We start from the raw sequence: 20,808 nt of genomic DNA, 5'->3' as shown, positions 1-20,808 counted from the left end.
GAACGAATGAAATTAAAACCGAGTAAAAGAGAGCAAATCTTTCCCCTGCCTGTTGCCCTTATTTCCACGGTCTCTAAAGAAAGAACCCGAAATGCTGCCCCCTGGTCTAATATAACTCCAATCCTTCGCCCCCTGGAGGAAGTAGTTCTTGCTTCCTGGCTCAAGCGTGATACACTCACAAATATCCGTGAAACAGGGGAATTTGTCATCAATATTCCTCCCGTCGGGATGGAAGAAGCCGTCATGGTCTGTTCCCGGAATTATCCCCCGGAAGTAGATGAATTCGAAATGGCCGGACTAAGGCCCCACTTCTCTGAGATGGTAAGTGCTCCCGGAATTGAAGGATGCCTTGCCTGGGCCGAATGCACCCTTGTGGAGGAGATCCTGAGAGAAAAGTTTTCCCTGATAATAGGAAAAGTCGTAAACCTGGAAGTTGATGAGAACTTCTTTGATGAGGAAGGCAGAATGGATTTTGAAAAAGCAAAACCCCTGTCCTGTATTCTCGGACCAAAAAGCCTTACTTTCACCTGCCCCAGAGATGCCGGTAGATCGGCAGACTACTCTGAAATGTTTCTTGGAGAAAAAGAGGTTTTAAGCCCGATGCCCTGAGTTCCGGCCTTTCTGGCTTATGAGATGAACGAAAATTATGAGATGAACGAAAATTCATTACCTTGAGAAAAAGGGAAATAGCTGAGTTTAGTTAAAGACTCAGCTATCTCAACTACTTACACCGTTTTTATCTCTTTTTCCAGTCTCTTTATGATTTCTCTGAGCTGGATTGCGCGTTCGAAGTCCAGCCTGTCCGCAGCTTCCCTCATCTCCGTATCCAGTTCAATGATTACGTTGGGGATATCGGTCTTCGGGATGTGTTTGGTGTCGGTAATATCCACTACTTTTTCCCTGATTGGTTTTCGGATGGTTGTCGGGACAATGCCGTGTTCTTCGTTGTAGGCGATCTGCATTGCGCGGCGGCGTTCGGTTTCGTTTACAGCTTTTTTGATGGAATCGGTCATCCTGTCGGCATAGAGGACGACCTTTGAACTGGAGTTCCGGGCTGCGCGGCCTATGATCTGGATTAGGCTCTTTGAGTCCCTGAGGAAGCCTTCCTTATCTGCGTCCAGGATACCGATGAAGCCCACCTCGGGGATGTCAAGCCCCTCCCTGAGCAGGTTGATTCCGACAAGGACATCGAATTTGCCAAGGCGCAGTTCACGGATGATTTCTGTCCTTTCGATGGTCTTGATATCGGAGTGCAGGTAGCGGGCTTTGATCTCGTTTCTGGCAAGGAATTCGGTCAGTTCTTCTGCGAGCTTTTTGGTCAGGGTAGTCACAAGGGCGCGGTCTCCCCTGTCCACTATTTTCCTGACCTCCTGCATAACGTCCCTGACCTGGCCCTCAAGGGGGCGTACCTCAACCTCAGGGTCAACGAGGCCTGTCGGGCGGATAATCTGTTCCACGATCCGGGCGGACTGCTCCCGCTCGTAGTCTGCAGGGGTTGCCGAGACGAAGACCACGTTTTTCATGTATTTTTCAAATTCGTCAAATTTCAGGGGCCTGTTGTCAAATGCACTGGGTAGCCTGAAGCCGTAATCAATAAGGCTCTTTTTCCGCGAGCGGTCTCCGTTATACATTCCGTGCAGCTGGGGGATGGTCTGGTGGCTTTCGTCAATGACCAGGAGGAAATCTTCAGGGAAATAGTCAATCAGGCAGAAAGGCTGTTCTCCGGGCTGCCTGTGGTCAAAGTGCCTTGAGTAGTTCTCAATGCCCTTACAGCTGCCTGTTTCCTCAATCATCTCCATGTCATAGAGCGTGCGCTGCTTCAGCCTGTGGGACTCGAGCAGCCCGAGGTCAGGCAGGCGCTCCTCAAGCTCTTCAAGGATAGCCTGGATTGCGCTTTTCTGCTCCTCTTCAGGGATAACATAATGCCTGGCAGGGTAGACGAAGAAGTAGTCCATCTCTTCTTTTCGCTGCCCTGTCTGCTTGTCCAGTTCGGAAATACGGTCAACCTCGTCCCCGAAGAGCTCAACCCGGATGATGTCATCGAAGTAACCGGGAATGATATCAATAGTGTCTCCTTTTACGCGAAAGCGCCCGGGCATGAGTTCCAGGTCATTTCTTTCAAACTGGATATCGATAAGTTTCTCAAGGATTTCCTTTCTCTGGACCTTATCTCCAACCTTCAGTTCAAACCCCATCTTCTGGAAGTTCTCAGGGTTGCCAAGCCCGTAGATGCAGGACACGGAAGCCACCACAATTACGTCCTGGCGTGACATCAGGGAGGCTGTAGCTGCAAGGCGCATCTGTTCAATCTTCGGGTTTATCTGCGCGTCTTTCTCAATGTACTGGTCTTTGGCAGGAAGATAGGATTCAGGCTGGTAATAGTCATAATATGAGACAAAGTACTCAACGCGGTTTTCAGGGAAGAACTCCCTGAACTCATTATATAGCTGGGCAGCCAGGGTCTTGTTATGGGCAATGACAAGAGTCGGTTTTCTGACCTGGTTTATGACATTCGCGACCGTATAGGTCTTTCCTGACCCTGTGACCCCTAGAAGAGTCTGGCATCTTTCTTTCTTCTCCAGCCCCTCTACAAGCTGCCTGATAGCTTCTGGCTGAGAGCCCCTGGGCTCAAAATCGGAAATCAGTTTAAACTGAGGGCTGTCCCAGTACCGTGCATCGTGTATTGTTTCGAACTTTTTTCCGGATAATGGCTCGGGTGTCTGGCTGGAAACTTTCATGTAATCAAGACCTTCTCTATAGTTATACGAGACCAATGACTTTTATTTACGGGATCAGTGACTTTTGCCTGAGCAGGCGGTTGTAGTTGATTGCAAACCTGTGGGCTTCGTCCCGGATTTCCTGGACAAAGAGAGAGGCTTTTTCATCTTTTTTTATGGGGAGAGGGGACTTAAGCCCTGGTACATAAATTTCCTCTTCCCGCTTGGCAATGGAAATAATCGGGACTCTGAGCTTCAGTTTCCTGAGTTCCTGGAAAGCTGAAGAGAGCTGCCCTTTGCCCCCATCTATGATAATTAAATCAGGCATGTCGTGTTTTTCTTCAAGCAGGCGGGAATAGCGCCTCCGCACAACCTCTGCAATGGAAGCAAAATCATCAATTCCTTCTATACTTTCGATTTTGAAGCGACGGTAATTATGTTTATCAGGCCTGCCTCCCCTGAACTGCACCATCGAACCGACCGTAGCCGTGCCTGAGAGGTGGGAGATATCGAAGCACTCGATAACGTTCGGGAGTTTGGGGAGAGAGAGTTTACTCTGCAGAGCTTCGATTTTTTTTCTGTCCCCGAAAAATCCTATTTCAACATTTTTCAGGACCAGGTCGAGAAGTTCTTTTTTCTCTCCCTGCTTCGGAACTGTTACTTTCACTTTCTTTCCCTTCACATGCGCCAGGAATTCTATAAGGGACTCTTCAAGAGGCTCGGGAACGATCAGTTCCTCAGGCGGGTCATTCTCGGAATAATACTGCACCAGAAATTCTTCCAGAAACTCCTGCCCGAAGGCAAAGACATAGTCCTGCTTGTCTTCCAGAGTCCCTTTGTAAACCTTGAAGAGCATGAGGTAGACGGTATCATTCCTGACAATGTAGTTCAGAATGTCCTCGTCATGCTTCTTCTGCCTCTCCATATTTTGCTTTTCCTGAAGGCTTTCAAGGGCTGCAATCTCATCTCGGAGTTCCAGGGCCTGCTCAAACTGCTGCCTGGAAGCCAGCTCTTTCATCTCTATTCCCATGGACTCGATAAGTTCCCTGATGTTGCCTTTCAGGACAGAAGTGGCCCTTTTTACCTTCTCTCCATACTCCTCCATGGAAATACTGCCTATGCATGGTCCGCTGCATACTCCGATGTGATAGCGGAGGCAGGCACGTACAGGCATTTTTTTACAGGTCCTGAGCTGGAAGGTTTTTCTTACGACCTCGAAGATGTAGTCCCTTTCCTTTGCAGAAACGAAAGGCCCGAAAAACTCTCCTTCTCCGGTATTTTTCCGGGAAATCATGATCCGGGGAAATTTTTCTCCGGTAAGGTGGATGCAGGCATATCGCTTTGAGTCCTTGAGGAGAATATTGTACCTGGGCCAGTGCTTCTTAATCAGGGTATTCTCAAGGAGCAGGGCTTCCACCTCCGTATTTGTGACAATGAAGTCAAGGCCCCTGGCAGCCTGCACAAGGCTCGCTGTTTTAGGGTCGTGGTCCCTTTTCTGGAAATAGCTGTTCACCCTTTTTTTAAGGTCCTTTGCCTTCCCCACGTAGAGCACAACCCCGTCCTCGTCCATGTAAAGGTAGCAGCCGGGCAGGTGCGGAAGAGCATCCAGATCAATCATTTTTGAGCCTCATTGCGTTCAAATTTGGTTTACTCAAATCCGGTTTTCAGGTTTTAATTTTTTTAGAAATCCTTTTTCAGAAATCCTTTTTCAGAAATCTTTTTTCAGAAATCCTTTAAAGCGCCTGTCCTTCAAATACCTCATCCGGTCCTTCATCGAAGTCTTCTGGTTCTCCTTCAAGACTTTCATCCGAGTCCTCTTCGAACTCTTCAAAATCGGCCTCATAATCTTCCCCGTCCTCGAAAACTGCCTCAACGGGCTGCGCTCCCGACTCCAGGTATGAGTTCCTCTCTCCCGAAAGTCTGGGAGCAAGGAAGCGCCCGGTATAGCTTTCCGGGACCAGGGCAATTTCTTCTGGCGTACCTGTGGCAACAATCTCCCCGCCTGCATTCCCGCCTTCGGGACCGAGATCGATTATATGGTCCGCTGACTTGATGACGTCCAGGTTGTGTTCGATAACAACCACAGTGTTTCCTTTTGCAACAAGGCCGTTCAGGACTGAAATCAATTTTTTAACGTCATGGAAATGCAGCCCTGTTGTGGGCTCGTCAAGAAGATAAATGGTCTTTCCTGTGCCCTTTTTAGAAAGTTCGCGGGTCAGCTTTATTCTCTGGGCTTCTCCCCCGGAAAGGGTCGTTGAACTCTGCCCGAGCTTGATGTATCCCAGCCCTACTCGCGTGAGGGTATCGAGCTTGCCTTTGATTGCAGGGATGTTCTCAAACTGCTCGGCAGCCTCTTCCACGGTCATGTCCAGGACTTCGGAAATCGATTTGCCCCTGTATTTTACCTCAAGGGTTTCCCGGTTATAGCGCGTGCCCTTGCATTCTTCACATTCAATGTAAACATCAGGCAGGAAATTCATTTCAATCTTGATCAGCCCGTCTCCCTGGCAGGCTTCACAGCGCCCTCCTTTTACGTTGAAAGAAAAGCGCCCGGTTTTGTACCCACGGATTTTTGCTTCCTTTGTTTCGGCAAAAGCCTGCCTGATCGCATCAAAGACCTTGGTATAGGTCACAGGGTTCGAGCGCGGGGTCCTGCCTATGGGGCTCTGGTCGATAACAATTACCTTATCGAGCTCGGAGTCAAAAACCAGCTCGTCATATTCCCCGGGTGTCACGTTTGATTTGTTAATCTTCTTCATCAGGGCTTTATAAAGAGTATCATAGATAAGGGTAGATTTTCCGGAACCCGAAACCCCGGTAATTACTGTGAAAAGCCCTATGGGGATATTCACATCGATGTCCTTCAGGTTATTTGCCCGGCAGCCTTTCAGTCGGATGAAGGCCTCGCTCTGGCGGCGGAGGGCTGGAGGCTTTATCTGCTTTTCTCCTGAGAGGTACTTGCCTGTCAGAGACTCCGGATTTCTCTCGATTTCTGCGGGTGTCCCTTCGGCTACCACATAACCTCCATGTATCCCTGCACCCGGGCCTATATCGAGCACATAGTCCGCAGCCCTGATAGTATCCTCGTCATGTTCTACCACGATGAGGGTGTTCCCGAGATCCCGCAGGGTCTGCAGGGTCTGGATCAGCCGCTCGTTATCCCTCTGGTGCAGCCCTATGGAAGGTTCGTCAAGCACGTAGAGTACTCCCATGAGGTTTGAACCGATCTGTGTTGCCAGCCTGATCCGCTGGGCTTCTCCCCCGGAAAGAGTGCCTGCACCGCGGGAAAGGGTCAGGTAACCAAGCCCCACGTGCTCAAGGAAACCCAGCCGGGAACGAATTTCTTTCAAGACCTGTTTTGCGATTTCCTGCTCTTTTTCCGAAAGCGTCAGGTTTTCGAAAAACCGGATACACTGGATAATGGAAAGGTCTGTTGTATCCACAATCGACTTTCCGGAGAGCTTGACTGCAAGAACCTTTTCTTTCAGGCGCTTGCCTTCACAATCCGGACAGGGGCGAACCTGCATGAACTTCTCGAGTTCTTTTCTCCGGTACTCGGACTTCGTCTGGTTATAAAGCCTCTCAGACTGCGGAAGAAGCCCTTCCCATGTGCCCTTGTGGGACCACTGGGCGTCCCCGTTCTTCATGCTCATGCTGAACTGGATTCGATCATCTGAGCCGTGCATGAGGGCGTTGTACTGCTCCGCTGAGAGGGCTTCAAGAGGGGTAAATATATCAAAACCGAAATGCTTTGCAACAGCTGTCAGGTGCTGGCTTCGGTAGCCGTCAAGGAAGTTCCTGTAAAGAGCAACGGCTCCGTCGGCAATGCACAGGCTTTTATCAGGAATTATGAGGTCAGGATCGAACTCCATCTTAATCCCGAGCCCGTTACAGGTTTCACATGCCCCGAAGGGACTGTTGAAGGAAAACATCCTGGGCTGGAGTTCCTCAAAAGCCATCCCGCAGACAGGACAGGCCATGTTCGAAGAATAAAGGTGGTCTTTCCCTTCGGAATCGACGGCAATTAAGAGCCCTTCAGCTTTCCGGAGAGCATTTTCGCAGGCTTCGACAAGCCTTGACCGGTCTTCGGCAGGGTCCTGGCGGTCAATTACCACTTCAATATCATGCTTTTTGTAGCGGTCAAGGGAGATCTCGTCGTCGGTCCTGTAGATTTCCCCGTTTACCCTGACCCGGGTAAAGCCTTCGCTGTTCAGGTCCCTGAAAAGCTGCTGATAAGTCCCTTTTTTCTGGCGGACTATGGGAGCGAGGATTGTAACCATTCCCTCGCATTCCCTGCTGAGGCTGTCCGCGATCCTTTCCGGAGACTGGGACTCTATTTTGATATCATGGATAGGACAGTAAGGAGTCCCAACCCTTGCAAAAAGCAGCCTGAGGTAGTCATAGATTTCAGTGACGGTCCCCACCGTACTCCGGGGGTTTTTAGAAGTTGTTTTCTGCTCTATCGAGATTGCCGGAGACAGCCCTTCGATGCTGTCCACATCCGGCTTGTTCATAAGCCCGAGGAACTGCCGCGCATAAGCAGAGAGGGACTCCACATAGCGCCGTTGCCCCTCGGCATAGATAGTGTCAAAGGCCAGGGTGGATTTCCCCGAGCCTGAGACGCCGGTGATAACGATGAATTTGTCCCGCGGAAGTTCTACGGTAATGTCTTTCAGGTTGTGTTCCCGCGCCCCTTTAACGATGATATTTTTCATATTTCTTCTCTCGGGTTTTTCTCATTAATTGGATGGATAAAGTAAGGACTTAAAAACTTTGAGTTAAGATTTTGAGGTTAAGATAAAAATAATCTGAAGCAAGAAGCAAAATCATTTTTGAAGAACTTCTCTTCACATTTTCTCTTCACATTTTCTCTTCACATTTTCTCTTCACATTTTCTCTTCATATTTTCTTTTCACTTTTCGGATAATGTGTTCAGGCAGATAATTCTGCGTATTATTATAAATAGGTAGTTATAAATGACCCGTGCCAGTTGTCCGGAATTCTTCCCTGCGGGACGTGTCCCGATTTTTTCAACACATATAGCAAAACGTCGATTTTTTATTAATAAAGTCATATAGCGGACTGAAAGTATTAATCAATCATTTTTTCAATTCCTTCCTGAGAAGATGAAACGCCCCATTATGAATTAATCGATTTTTTTATTTTTGCCTTTTAAACGGCTCAACCGAATACTTTCACTTTCCTGCTGACCTGCAGGAATTTTTGTGAAGCCAAAATTCTGGTCGTCTCCGGCTACATGGTTGATATTCCGGAATCAGACTTCCGGCACGAATAATGATTTCATTATTATCTACTTACGCGGGCGGGTTCAAGCGGGGCGGGGCGGGTGGAAAGAAAGAATGCGAGATGTGATTTACGGTCATTCAGGAATAATAAAACCTAATTAAACAGGGAGTGCATGGGATAAAACCTAAAGGAAAATTGTCTCCACCGCCGGCTGGAACCTCAAAACCCTATTTTAGAATTCGGCGCGGCTTTGAGTCAATCGAGTTCTAGGGTCCGGTTTTTTGAGATCTTAGGATGACCAGATCAGCCAGCTTAACGAAGTCACACAAAAACAGGCTGTAAATATCCAGAGCTTGATTTAGGAGAATAGTAAATTGAATATGAAGCTCTGCCAGAAGTCATTGATAGGAAAACCTGGTGGAAATTTTGGTAACGTATTTTTATGTATATCTCATCACAAAAATTTCATAAATTATATTTACACCTAATTATCTTATGGCAAAATGTGATAAATATCGAGGAATCTTATGGGGTATTTGGAGTTATTATAACAAGTCTTATAATCCCTCTTTTATGTATTCCAATTCAGGCTTATTTTTCAAGCCACTTTAATAAAAATTATTTACCTGCACTAGGAAAAATCGCATATCAAAATTTTTTAATCATCAATTCCAAACCGATAGGTGATCTATATCATAAAATAGAGAAATATAAACAAGATACGTGGAAGAAAAACGTGTGGTTTGTTGAAGGTGCGCCGATAGGAGCTCTTTTTTCGATGTTTTTATTTATTTCATGTTTTGTGATTTCTCAAATAAGAGGATTTAATAATTTTATTTTACTCTCACCATATTACAGTTATTTGAATTATGGACATAACGATAAAGATCTAATTATGATACTTATAACTCTTAACATTTTTACTTTAGTCGTGAGTATGATTATATCTTTCTATCTAATTGTTTTCTACTCAAAAGGATACCTGGAGCCAAAACTTACAAAGGAATTGTCATTAAAAAGAAGTTCAAAATATTTTTATTACTCAATTTGGTTTTCAATGGGAATAATTATTGGATTTAACGCCATCGTTTTATTTTTTACGATCTATTTTGATGACGTAGTTATAAAATTGATAACGAGCTCATTAACAGGACTTATAAACTATTTTGTATCCCTTTGTTTTATTTGTGTTTATTTAGTCTCTATTGGTTTGAGCTGTGTTTTCATAATTATGTTGTATAATAACGCTAAATTATTCTCAAATCTCTTTAAGCAAAAAATAAATGATTATTATATTGATGATTTTCCTCATTTACGAATAAAAACAAATGCGGTGGAGATATCTGGTAAAATCGACGATATACAAAATGAATCGTTAATAATTTTAAATGATGGCAGCACAGTAAAAGCAATACGTTGGGATCAAATAACAAGTATGGAAATAGAAAAATTTGCGCTAAAAGAAAAAATAACAATGGGACCCTTGCCAGAAAATGCACAAAGTAAAAAATGGTGGCGTTTTTGGTAAATAAGTAAGATTTCATTGGTCATCGGTTAAGGAATTTTCTTACCCTAAAGCTATTGATTTTGCACCAGAAGCCTGCCTTAAGTTTTGGCCTATTAACATGAAATCGATACCCTGTTCCAGCTTACAATATGATCCAATATTTGAGAACTGTTGTGAAGTGGAGGCAATTTATCATGATTCCTTACTTAACCGAAGACGCATGGAAGTGATTTGGCTTATTTTGAAGAAAAAAAGCAAAGGAAAGTAATTTGAATTTTAAGGCCAGGAGTGTGAAGAGATTGATAAGTACTTTAATTTGAAACAAAAGACACATTACTACACATGACTAGTGTCGTGTCAATCCTCAAGTATTGACTGATTCTGAATAGTTGTAATTGATTTTATACGACATTTTACTGCTGATGCGACACTAGATTTATAATTCGATTTTAACAAATAGTTATTTATATTATAAGTTAAATGTTGCTATAGTTAAGCTAATGCGATTAATAGTAGTAAACTAATCTATTAAACTACGCTTTTAGCAAATAAGTTCTCAAGATTTATTTGCTAAAAGGTACTTTAATAGATTATATTTACTATTACTATTATCATTAGTTTAACTTTGAACATAAAGAACATAATCATAACTATAAACAATTAAAATACCCTTCTAACAAATAGAATCTTGAGATCTATTTGCTAAAAGTGTATTTTTATAGCTTATTTTTACAATTATTGTTCCCTATGTTTTTGATTAATTGCTTTATAAACAATAAAATCAAGAATGTGAGGAATTATGAATATTTACTCTGACTTTTCAGATGATTTAGAAGGTTTTCAAAACATAATCGGTATTGAATTTGAAAATATTAGCCTTTTAATAGAGGCGTTAACACATGAATCTCTTTTTTGTGGCCTTCCATCAAATATGAATATTTTCAAGCAAAAATATAGTCTTAGAAATGCTAATTACCAAAAATTAGAATTTCTGGGGGATGCAGTATTAGACCTTATTATTGCGGATCATTTTTATCTTAATGAAGATATCGAGGAATATGCGAAAGCTAATGGCATAAAAAAAATAGAAGGGATCTTAACTAATGTTAAGACAGTACTAGTAAAGAACGAAAGTCTAGTTCCTGTGGCATGTAAACTAAATCTTAAAGAGCATATAATCCATGGAGATTTAAGAAATATTGAAGATGTATATGCAGACGTAATCGAAGCACTTATAGGAGCAATTTACCGAGATCAAGGATTTTCTAAATCAAAAGAATTTGTGAATAAGTTTTTTGATATTAAAAGTGCTTTGGAGAAAATATCAGATTTAGACCCAAAAGGCAAAATTCAAGAACTTTATGGTGAAAATAATATTCATTATTCTTTGCTTGAGGAAACTGGTCCTGATCATTGTAAACAATACACCGTTGGACTCGAAATAAATGGTGAAATTGTGTCTACAGGAGAAGGAACTAGAGTTAAGAAGGCTGAAGCTGAAGCCGCTCAAAAATACCTTTATTTAAGAGATAAAGCGGATAAAGCCATAAATGAAGCCTCATATCCCGCCTTTCTCGCCATTAGTGGTGATAATCCTCAGTATGCAAAGATTAAGCCTGCAAGTAGTATACTACTGTCACAAGAAAAAACGGTATCTCCTACAACATCTATTGATACTGAAGAACTTATTTTCCGTAAACCTAACAGGTCCCAGGTCGAGTCAATGAAAGTGAGTAATAATACAGGTGAATTATTGGTAGCTTGGGTAAAACATAAGGCTCATAAAAATGTTTTTGGCATGCTAATACTGCTCAGTGCCCGGTTAGACACCGTAAGTGGAGCATCCTGGACTTGCGAATTATCGTCGGATATTAAATTGGCTATCATAAATTTGCAACTGGGGGGACAGAACTATTTTGCTGTTGGGTCTGGGCCGTCAAAATCACAAGCCAGAAAAACCGCAGGAAATAACATACTGAGGGAAGTAGACCTTATTAAATGGCTTGATGAACACTATCATAATTATACAATTTGACTATATTAGGACTTACGCACTTGATGTGCAAAATCAAACACATCCAGCATTGTGACCGATTTAGTGTTTTATACAGTTGAAGGTTTAATGCTGTTGATTTCTCAGTTCAACTACGTAAGTCCTACATATTTAAGAGTTATGAAACCAAAGGGGGTGGTATTATCAGGGAATGGCCCTCTGTGAACGTGGTAAATATACAGAAGAAGTGATCTCTTATGCACTTGCATTTTATATTGAACCACCCTTACACTCAATTAGCGGCATTATGAAGACGTTTGACTGAGTATTTTGGTTGGGAGGTGTTGACAACTTACAGACTTCAAGAGTTTTAGTATGGCAGGACGAAAATAACGGACTTACATCTTAATTATGAGACTGTTCTCCATACACGGATGTAAAGGTCACAGGCACTGAAGGCAAATATTTTACAGTTGGTATGAAATTCCCTAATAAATATCAAAAGGACATTATATCCTTGATTTGCTTCTCAGTATTATTAATCTCAGGGTCCAGAATGTTGATATTGTTGATGAGTTGCCAGAGCTAAAATTTAATAAGGTTTTTTGAAGAAATAAACCAAAAAACTAATTTTTCAAATTTTCAGGATCAACATTTTCAAAATATCGACTTTCTGTCGCTGTTAATACGCTTGAACGGTCAGCTTTAATACTTTAAATCAGTTCATTTATACAGTGACAATTATTCATTCTTACTAAAAATATTTATTTATATACAATGGTGTACAGTTATATTATAAATAGAATATTCAGTTGTGCATTGAATCTCCAAAAGCTTACACGTTTTCCCGTTGTATATATCTCCCAGTTTTAGTGCGGTGGGTGGTATTCGAACCTCTATCCTTCACAAGATGCGACACGAGGCACACTCTCTGATAAGTCTCCTGCAACTCACGCAGAGCCTCTACAATGGATTGAAATTAGCTTCCTTATTACTTTTATCCCGAGGCATGAATAATATCACCATATTTTATTCCTGAGAAAAAAGCATTTCTGCGCACCCGGATAATAACTATCAATCTTCACAGACCTTCGGTATCAAAAAGTAAAGTGAATTACATGCGTCATCGGTCAAGTGTTAGATAATCACTCATGGATTCGTTTTTTGTTGACAGTAATTCTTCATAAATGTAGAATCCAGATACCTGGTTGATATTCCGGGATTAGATTTCCCGGCGCGGCTAATTATTTCGTTTTTATCTACTGAACGCAGGCGGGTTCAAGCGGAGCGCGGCGCGTGAAAAGAAAGAACGTGAGATGTAATTAATGGGCATTCAGGAATAATAATAACTAATTAATCGGAGAGCGTCGAACTTTTCCTTAAAATCCGTAGTTCCAGATAAATATAATTTCTTATGTTGAGTGGAAAAAATTGGGGTTTTCTAAGGGGAGTTTGCATTAAGAGCTATCCGAAAAATAGAAAAACTTCGATATAGAGTAATGTGGATTTGTGAGTCTTTCGGGATAGTAGTGGAGTGTCTGAGGTAAATGGAGGGGATAAAAAGAGGGAGGATTTTCAGCGAAATACTATACTTGTTTAGTAGTCTATTTATACATCTTAACTGTACGAGTAGTGTATGAAGCAATACAAAACTTTCAGACTTTCTAACAGTGTATTTTCAGACCTGAAAGCTTTGCAAAAAGATGGTGAATCGATTCCAGATACCATCAGAAGAATGAATAACGATTACTCGGATTGTGTTAAAGAAATTCAATACAGATATTCAAGAGATATATTGAATGATGGGTCATTTACTCAGTATATTTCTATCACTGCAAGTGATAACAGCAGGTACGGTTCACGATATACTGAATATTTCATGAAGATAGGAGAAGACCAGAACGACCTTGTTCGGCTCCCAAAAGACGTTCTCGACGAAATCAGCTGGCTGTCGCAACACCCGGACGAGATATTCAATACTACTATGTTCACGTTGATATCTATTGAGAAGGCTTTAATGGAATGGAATGGAATAGACAAAAAATAAAACTAACATTCTACTTCTCTTTGTTAAAATTCCTCTAACCGTTTTGTTTACTGACTCACAACCCAACCCACTGCATTACTCTGTTTTCTAATTTCAATGTGGTAGCAGGAAATAAAAAATTTCCCTCTGTTTTTATTGCGTTGTGGAACCTTCCGGGATATACCTGGTCCATTTGGCTACGAGCGATAGCACTGGCGCTGAAGTTTGGAACAGGAAGCACTGATTGTGCAGGGATAGAACTTATAAACTGCCCAAAGGCTATAGGTTTATTACATAGGGAGCATGGAGGGTCACGAATACCCCGTCCTTTACAGGTTGTCCGACAATTCTATTTCAGGATAAAAAGATGGTAAAAAAGACATTTAAGGCTTTTAAATTGGAGAAGAAGGAATTCAGTTATTACTGGAGGTAATTGTCGGGCAGCCTGTTCAGGTTGGGGTGCGCCAGCGCAATTTTGATTTTAGCATAAATCTCCCACCCCGCAGTCAACGACCTCTGCCCATAGGTCCGAAGGCATTGGGAGGGTGCATTTCTACATCGTAGTGGCACGAACTGGCCGTCGTTCTTATTCTCGTGCCTGGGTTTTTGCAGGAGCAGTCCATTGCTCCTGCCGATGCCAATCGATCAATGGCTAGTTATAATGCAATGCACAGACGAACGGTGTTTAACAGTTTTTGTGCCTGGGTTTATGACCTTTTCTGGAGGGGTTGTTCATCCTATTTACCGGCTTTGGCAATCTTATTTCCGGTCTTTCAATTACAATCTTCTTCAGAGCAGGTAGTGCCTGTTCCTTAATATCTACATGATTGTCTTTCAGCACACTCATGAAATTAGCATGGTCATTTTTGGAAAGGATATTTATCGCTTTTCCTTCTGTTCCTGCTCGTGCAGTTCTTCCAATCCTGTGAATATACTGTTTACTCTCCCTGGGAATATCATAATTGTAAACATGGGAAACACCCTGTATATCAAGTCCTCTTCCGGCTACATCTGTGCATACAAGGACACCTATGTTCCCGGCATGGAATTTTTCCATTATGCGAGTTCGTTCGTTCTGTGTCAATCCGCCATGAATTGCCACGGCATTGATGCCTGATTTTCTCAGGTTTTTTGCGACTTTTTCAGTGTTTCTTTTTGTGTTGCAGAAAACCATCCCGAGGTTTGACTTTTCATTTTGTAGAAGATACACGAGCAGAGATAATTTCATGTCATCCTGTACTTTATAAACGACCTGATTCAATTTTTGCGGGTCGATATAAGATTCTACTGATACTCGAACCGGGTTTTCCATGTGCTTGCGGGAAAGCTGGACAATATCTTTTGTAATGGTTGCAGAGAACAAAAGGGTCTGCCTGTTTTGAGGACATTCCTTGATAATTTTTTCTACATCCGGTTTGAATCCCATATCAAACATCTGGTCTGCTTCATCAAGGACAAGGGTTTTCACATTATTGAATTTGATAGTATTTCTGCTGATATGATCGAGTAGCCTACCGGGTGTTCCCACAACAACCTCTGCATTCTTTAATTCTTTAATTTGTGGATTGATCCCTACACCACCATAGATATATACGATATTTAATGGGTCGTATTTTGAGAATTTCCTGAACGAATTTGCCACCTGCTCCGCCAGTTCTCTTGTAGGGGTCAGGATCAAAGCCTGAATTCCTTTTCCTTTTTCGGAATTTTGTAATATGCCGGAAGCAAATGCGAGTGTTTTTCCGGAACCTGTTGCGGCTCCGGCTATAACATCTTCCCCAGCAAGTATTAGGGGAATTGATTTTTCCTGTACTGCTGTAGGGTTTTCAAAACCATGTTCATTTATTGATTTCAAAACAGCATTACTGAGACCTAGTTTTTTAAAATTATTCATAGTTAGACTTTCCGTGATTTGTCTGAAAAAGCTACTTAATTGCTTTTTCATATTTATATATTTATGATATATCAAAAACAATTAAGAGCTATAAGCACAACTTCAGAAAAGTTTAGATTAATTTACTGCTTAAATGTTAGTAATCGCTTATAACGGTGAACTCTCCCTTTATACTTTTGCCTATTTTGATGATGTGATTACCCAGCATTCATTGTTCTTCCAAAGGTTCGACCCCAAATGGGTAGACCCGGATGGCATGACTTACGAAGAATATCAGGCTGCAATAGATAAGATGTGGCCCAGAATGGCAGAACCGGACGGGGAAGGCATAGATCTGCATCTATATGACCCCATGCAGCGGTTTATAGCGACCCGCGAAGGTGTAATCTTCAGTCAGGTACCCCCTTAACCGAAGAAGACAGGCTCGAAGCGGACCGGCTTTGGGACAGCATAGCTATGCCAGGAACCACCAGGCAAGAAACAGGAAAATAAAAAGTGATATGCCTTTCACCTGTATGCCTTTCACCCTTAATAGCCATTTTTTGGAGAGGATTAGGGAATGGGAAAACCTGGTTTTTTGGGGATCAGGTTAAGGCTTGAGAGGGTTTGATACTCAGGAAGAATCTAACTTCAGTAGTGTCCGTGAGTTATTGATTAAATCTGGCAAAACGAGCACATATGCCTTCTTTGTCTAAATTTGAAAACCACTCTCAGGTTTGCGGTTTTCAGTAATTGACCCCCACGACCGATTTATTGAATACAAAAATGTAAAAAAAGGTGAAAGGATTTCCCTTTCATCCGTTGTTTTTCACATTTAACCTTGTATTTCTCCTTTTTACTTTCTTATATAATGGAATACGCTAAGCAGGCCAGCTATGCCATAAATAATTTCGAAGCCCGGCATGCCTGTACTTGCTTCCTGTTCGGGTTCCTGATTAGCTTCCGGTCCTGTATCCTCCGTGTTCTCTCCAGAGTTGTCAGACTCATCTCCAGGCTGTATTCCAATTGCAGTTTCTTCCGGAGATATATTTACCTTCCCTGTTATTGCAAAGGGAGAGAATCCCGGGGTTTTGGCTGTGAAATACAGGTACCTGTCATCTTCACTTAACAGGCTGGTTGGCAGCTGTTCCCATGTTTTGTTGCTGAATCTGTTCAGGGTAATCGAAGACCGGTCTATCTTTTTATCCTGTACCCAGGCCTTTTCAACCTTGAAACAGATTACCGGGTTTTCGATGTTCTTCTCAGTTGCATACCCACCGTTTCCAACCCAGATATTCAGGTAGTTATAGACCTCACCTGTGGGTGCTCCGGGGTAAGCGTAGATTTATTTTTCAGCATCTCAACAATGGTTGTTGTCTTGCCAACAGTCTTCTTTGAATCAAAAGTGATATACATGACAGAAGTAACCTTCTTCGTGAAATCAAACTTTACAGCTTTTCCGTTTGTAATGAAGACCTGTGAAAGTTCCTTCACTTCAACATTTCTTGCAGGTTCAGGAGAACCGCCACCACCGCCACCGCTGCTGCTTCCTCCACTGCTTCCCCCACTGCTTCCCCCATTGCTCTTTCTCTCTACAGTTATCAGAGTAGTTTTTGTATCATTGCCGTTTGCATTAATCGCAGTCAGTTTAGTGGTGTAAGTCCCTGTAGAAGTGTACACATAAACAAAGCTTGCCTCGGTTGAGTCCTCAATTCCGTCATTGTTAACATCCCAGCTCCTCGATGTTGCGTTTTGTGAAAGGTCAGTAAAGAGGACGGAAAGGGGAGCATAGCCGCTGGTGACATTTGTGCTGAAGTCTGCTACAGGAAGTACTTTGCTGTTGTTCTCTCCGATGACCTTTTCAACGAATGGGTAGAACCTGAGTTCAGAGGCGGAGGTATCAGCAATCTTGAAGAACATCCCCTGGCCGATTTCCTGATCAGAGTTCCTGGTAAAGGTGAAGATGTCTGCATTGGTGATAAAAAGGGTGTCACCGTTGATTGAAACATCATTGAGCTTGCCGAATTCATCGTCAGCCTCGATGTTCATTGCGTTTGCATAGTCAATGAGCCAGATACCCTGGATCTGGGCAATCATGCCAGCTGCGTCCTGGAAGATCTGGTTGATATGCACTCTGAGGACGACGACACCGTATTCGCCCTGGATGTCATCAAGTTCGAATTCCAAGGTGTTGGTGCCGTTATCAATGACTGAGATTATTTCGTCGTCTATGTATTCTCCGTCCCTGGTGAATTCGAGCCAGACTTTCTTACCGTCACCATCGACCTGTTTAGCTTCGATAGCATAGCCTTCGCCAAGGTCGAGGGTTTCGCCGGTTCTGATGTTGTACTCATCATCGCTGTCAAGGACGAGCTTTGTGAGCTTGTCAGCTTTGTCAGGGTTGAGCGGGATATACTCTTCTGCAAAGAAGCCGATAACAGGATACATGCCCCAATCTTCAAACTTATAATTAGTAGCCTAAATGGTTGTCTGGTAGACAATACCGCCTTCTCCAATAACATTGCCTTGAGTGCCTACAGTATCTCTAATGGAAAGGGTTTCGGTTGCCACGTTCTCGTCAATGTTATAATAGAATGCTGTAAATTGAGTAGCATCGATTGTAAGGGTGGTACCGTCGCCATATGTATCAATTATGTCGTCGATATCAGCGCCGTTATACACTGGACCGCGGACCTCAACGATATCGTTTATGAGAAAAGCGGTAGTATATGGACTTTCTATTATTACGGAGGCAGTGTTGCTTTTTTCGTTCGAAATATACTCACATGGCTCCTTGGCCACAGAATTTTGTACCGAAGCTGCCGATACCGTAGATGACACGAGAATAAAAAATAAAAAAAGTGTTGTTAAAGCTAAAACTATTGAACCTGTTTTCTTCTTAGAATTCATTCATATGTCCTCTGATCTTTAATTATCTAACATTATAAAAATAAACGCCATAAATATAAAAATACTGAGAGAAATTAGTAGTGGTAACAGTATAAAGAATTTTAAACATTTCTATTCAAATTTGGATTATTACATAGATAGCCGATTTTTCGAGATCAAACTACTTGTTTTACTGATATCAGTTATCTTTTTAGAAAACCTGTCCGAGTTATGGATAGAATGATTTCAGAGGCATTTTAAAAACATCTGAGATGATAGTAAAGAAGAGAAAAATCAATCGTGTGGAGGAGATAAACAGAGAAACGTTTGAGATCCGGACCATGCTGGAAGTTTTAGTAATATCTGGCCATTCCTTCTACTCTTAAAAGTTAAGGAGTTCAACCATTACCTTACAGAGAATTCCAAAAAACCGGATTTTGTTAGTCCTGAATTTGGGGTTCAAGTAAAGTGAATTACATGCGTCATCGGTCAAGCGTTAGATAATCACTCATGGATTCGTTTTTTGTTGACAGTAATTCTTCATAAATATGGAATCCGGCTACCTGATTGATATTCCGGGGTCAGACTTCCCGGCGCGGCTAATGATTTCATTTTTATCTACTGTATGCAGGCGGGTTCAAGCGGAGCGCGGTGGGTGGAAAGAAAGAACATGAGATGCAATTTACGGGCATTCAGGAATAATCAAAACTAATTAACAAGGCAGAGCCCTTTTTTAAACGAATACTACTTTCGAACCGGTGTTTTTAGCATACAGGGTTCGGGATTTTTTTTGTCCCGGCTTTTCTGAGGTAAGCTCGGTTATTTTGAAATATGGCAGCTCCTTGATGGCCAGACGGACCATAGAGTCTTCGACGCTCAGGGTGTGTTCCTTGCTTTTCCGAACCTGCTATGGCATTGAGCAGCTCCTCAAGGGTTGGGCTGTTCGACTTCCATGTGCCTGGATAATGTCAGCTTTTTAACTGTAAACTAACCAGTAAAATAAAACTTCACGTTTAATTTTGAAGAGCATATAAGCATACTAATGTTTTTTATACGTTTTATTTATCACTCTTTAAATATTAATTATATATTTATCTTTTAATGTTATTTTTAACTAACATTGATTTAAATTAATGACGGTTTTAGAAAAATATCCTAAGTACGAATTTATTGAGAATCGCACTAGCGTGAAAGATAAACACTGATCAGGAATAAATTATGAAAGGTAAAATTATGTCAACAATACCGATTGCCACTTTTTCGATTCCACTTTCTTCTGTTACAATGTCCAATAAAGCTCACAGAGGATATACTGCCATAAAATCTCTTGGAATAATGGCACTTGCGATTTTGATACTGGCGGGTGTTGCAGGTGCAGCTCCATTTGCATATGTGACGAGTGAGGGAAACGACACAAGCAATGGCACTGTCTCTGTAATTGACACCGCAACTGACAATGTTATAGCTACAATTCCTATGGCAGGTTGTTCCTGGGGTATTGTAGCCACATCAGATGATACAAAATTATATGTGGCAGACTCAGGCTTACTCAGCGCCAATGTCTCAGTAATTGACACCGCGACAAATACAGTTAATGCCACAGTAAATGTAGGAGTTTGTCCCTGGGGAATTACAGTTAATCCGGCAGGAACAAGGGTATATGTGACTATCCACAATAGTACCGATATCTCAGTAATTGACACAGCTACAAATAGTGTAATAGACACGTTAAGTGTTGGAACTGATCCTTGCGGAGTTGCAGTCAATCCGGATGGAACAAAAATTTATGTTACGCACGGAAGCAGCAATAATGTCTCTGTAATTGACACAGCCACAAACAACGTTATAGACACTGTAAACGTAGGAATTAGTCCCTGGGATGTTGCAGTCAATCCGGATGGAACAAAAGTTTATGTGTTGAACGAACGCAGCAATAATGTCTCTGTAATTGACACAGCAACTAATAATGTTATAGCCACTGTAAATGTAGGAAACTATCCGTATTCAATCTCAGTTAACCCGGCTGGAACAAAGGCATATGTGGTTAACCAGGACGATAATACTGTTTCTGTAATTGACACAGCAACTAACAATGCTATAGCTACAGTTCCTGTAGGAGTTAAGCCTGTTGGAGTTGAAGTAACCCCTGATGGAAGAAAAGCATATGTGACAAACTATGACAGCAATAATGTCTCTGTAATTGACACTGCCACAAATACTGTTACAGCCACGGTGAATGTAGGAAACGGTCCCTGTGGAATTGCCGGGCATTTTATAGATTCAGTAACAAAATCCGATTCTACTATGGAATCAAACAGTACTACTTCTTTAAACCCTATAACTCAAACCGAGAATCAGACAAATACAGGAACGAAAGAAAAAAGCTCTCCTTTCATGAGCCCGATCTGGGTACTTGCAGTAGTGTTAGGGACAGTTAAGTATGTAAGAAAGACAAAACCCTAATTACACAAATTAGTTATTCGATTTATAAAGTCTTTCTTTGATAGAAAAACTTCCTAATTTATCAAAACTTGATGGATTTCTTTAAAAAAATGG

General features: G+C 42.0%; 10 protein-coding genes and 2 pseudogenes. 6 read left to right on the top strand and 6 right to left on the bottom strand.

The genetic code is table 11. The annotated features are described in order from the left end of the window. Positions 1-6 precede the first annotated feature (6 nt). Positions 7-609 (top strand): flavin reductase family protein, encoded by a 603-nt coding sequence (locus tag EO98_RS06460; protein ID WP_048139288.1) that lies wholly within the window; start codon positions 7-9, stop codon positions 607-609. Positions 610-725: 116 nt separating this feature from the next. Here the strand turns inward: EO98_RS06460 and uvrB are convergent, their stop codons facing one another. The 3 genes from uvrB to uvrA form a co-directional block, all read right to left on the bottom strand. Further along, positions 726-2,738, bottom strand: coding sequence for an excinuclease ABC subunit UvrB (gene uvrB, locus EO98_RS06455; RefSeq protein ID WP_048139290.1), 2,013 nt, complete (start codon positions 2,736-2,738; stop codon positions 726-728). A 46-nt stretch (positions 2,739-2,784) separates the two neighbouring features. Further along, on the bottom strand, positions 2,785-4,335 hold the full coding sequence (gene uvrC, locus EO98_RS06450; RefSeq protein ID WP_048139292.1) for an excinuclease ABC subunit UvrC: 1,551 nt from the start codon (positions 4,333-4,335) through the stop codon (positions 2,785-2,787). A 115-nt stretch (positions 4,336-4,450) separates the two neighbouring features. After that, positions 4,451-7,432 carry an excinuclease ABC subunit UvrA gene (gene uvrA / locus EO98_RS06445; protein ID WP_048139294.1) on the bottom strand — a complete coding sequence of 994 codons (2,982 nt, stop codon included), beginning with the start codon at positions 7,430-7,432 and terminating at the stop codon, positions 4,451-4,453. 1,037 nt (positions 7,433-8,469) lie between these two features. Here uvrA and EO98_RS06440 point away from each other — a divergent pair. From EO98_RS06440 to EO98_RS06430, 3 genes are all read left to right on the top strand, one after another. Continuing rightward, positions 8,470-9,492: a hypothetical protein gene (locus tag EO98_RS06440; protein ID WP_156161044.1), complete on the top strand. Its 1,023-nt coding sequence runs from the start codon at positions 8,470-8,472 to the stop codon at positions 9,490-9,492. A 778-nt stretch (positions 9,493-10,270) separates the two neighbouring features. Then, positions 10,271-11,506 (top strand): ribonuclease III family protein, encoded by a 1,236-nt coding sequence (locus EO98_RS06435; protein ID WP_048139297.1) that lies wholly within the window; start codon positions 10,271-10,273, stop codon positions 11,504-11,506. Between the two features lie 1,594 nt (positions 11,507-13,100). Continuing rightward, positions 13,101-13,511, top strand: coding sequence for a hypothetical protein (locus EO98_RS06430; RefSeq protein ID WP_048139299.1), 411 nt, complete (start codon positions 13,101-13,103; stop codon positions 13,509-13,511). 664 nt (positions 13,512-14,175) lie between these two features. Here the strand turns inward: EO98_RS06430 and EO98_RS06425 are convergent. Next, positions 14,176-15,345 carry a DEAD/DEAH box helicase gene (locus tag EO98_RS06425; protein WP_052734482.1) on the bottom strand — a complete coding sequence of 390 codons (1,170 nt, stop codon included), beginning with the start codon at positions 15,343-15,345 and terminating at the stop codon, positions 14,176-14,178. A gap of 172 nt (positions 15,346-15,517) precedes the next feature. Between EO98_RS06425 and EO98_RS06420 the strand changes: the two genes are divergently transcribed. Then, a complete protein-coding gene (locus EO98_RS06420) occupies positions 15,518-15,793 on the top strand; it encodes a hypothetical protein (RefSeq protein ID WP_048139302.1) in 276 nt (91 codons plus the stop codon). A 426-nt stretch (positions 15,794-16,219) separates the two neighbouring features. Here the strand turns inward: EO98_RS06420 and EO98_RS17435 are convergent. Both EO98_RS17435 and EO98_RS19120 read right to left on the bottom strand, forming a co-directional pair. Continuing rightward, positions 16,220-17,193, bottom strand: a pseudogene (locus tag EO98_RS17435) (PGF-pre-PGF domain-containing protein); the annotation flags it as partial. A 42-nt stretch (positions 17,194-17,235) separates the two neighbouring features. Then, positions 17,236-18,273: pseudogene (locus tag EO98_RS19120) on the bottom strand (S-layer protein domain-containing protein); the annotation flags it as partial. A gap of 1,212 nt (positions 18,274-19,485) precedes the next feature. Between EO98_RS19120 and EO98_RS06405 the strand changes: the two are divergent. Beyond that, a complete protein-coding gene (locus EO98_RS06405) occupies positions 19,486-20,715 on the top strand; it encodes a YncE family protein (protein ID WP_235283539.1) in 1,230 nt (409 codons plus the stop codon). The last annotated feature ends 93 nt before the right edge of the window (positions 20,716-20,808 follow it).

Source organism: Methanosarcina sp. 2.H.T.1A.6 (assembly GCF_000979455.1).
In the GTDB taxonomy this organism is placed as follows: domain Archaea; phylum Halobacteriota; class Methanosarcinia; order Methanosarcinales; family Methanosarcinaceae; genus Methanosarcina.
This window is presented reverse-complemented; position numbering and strand designations above follow the sequence as displayed.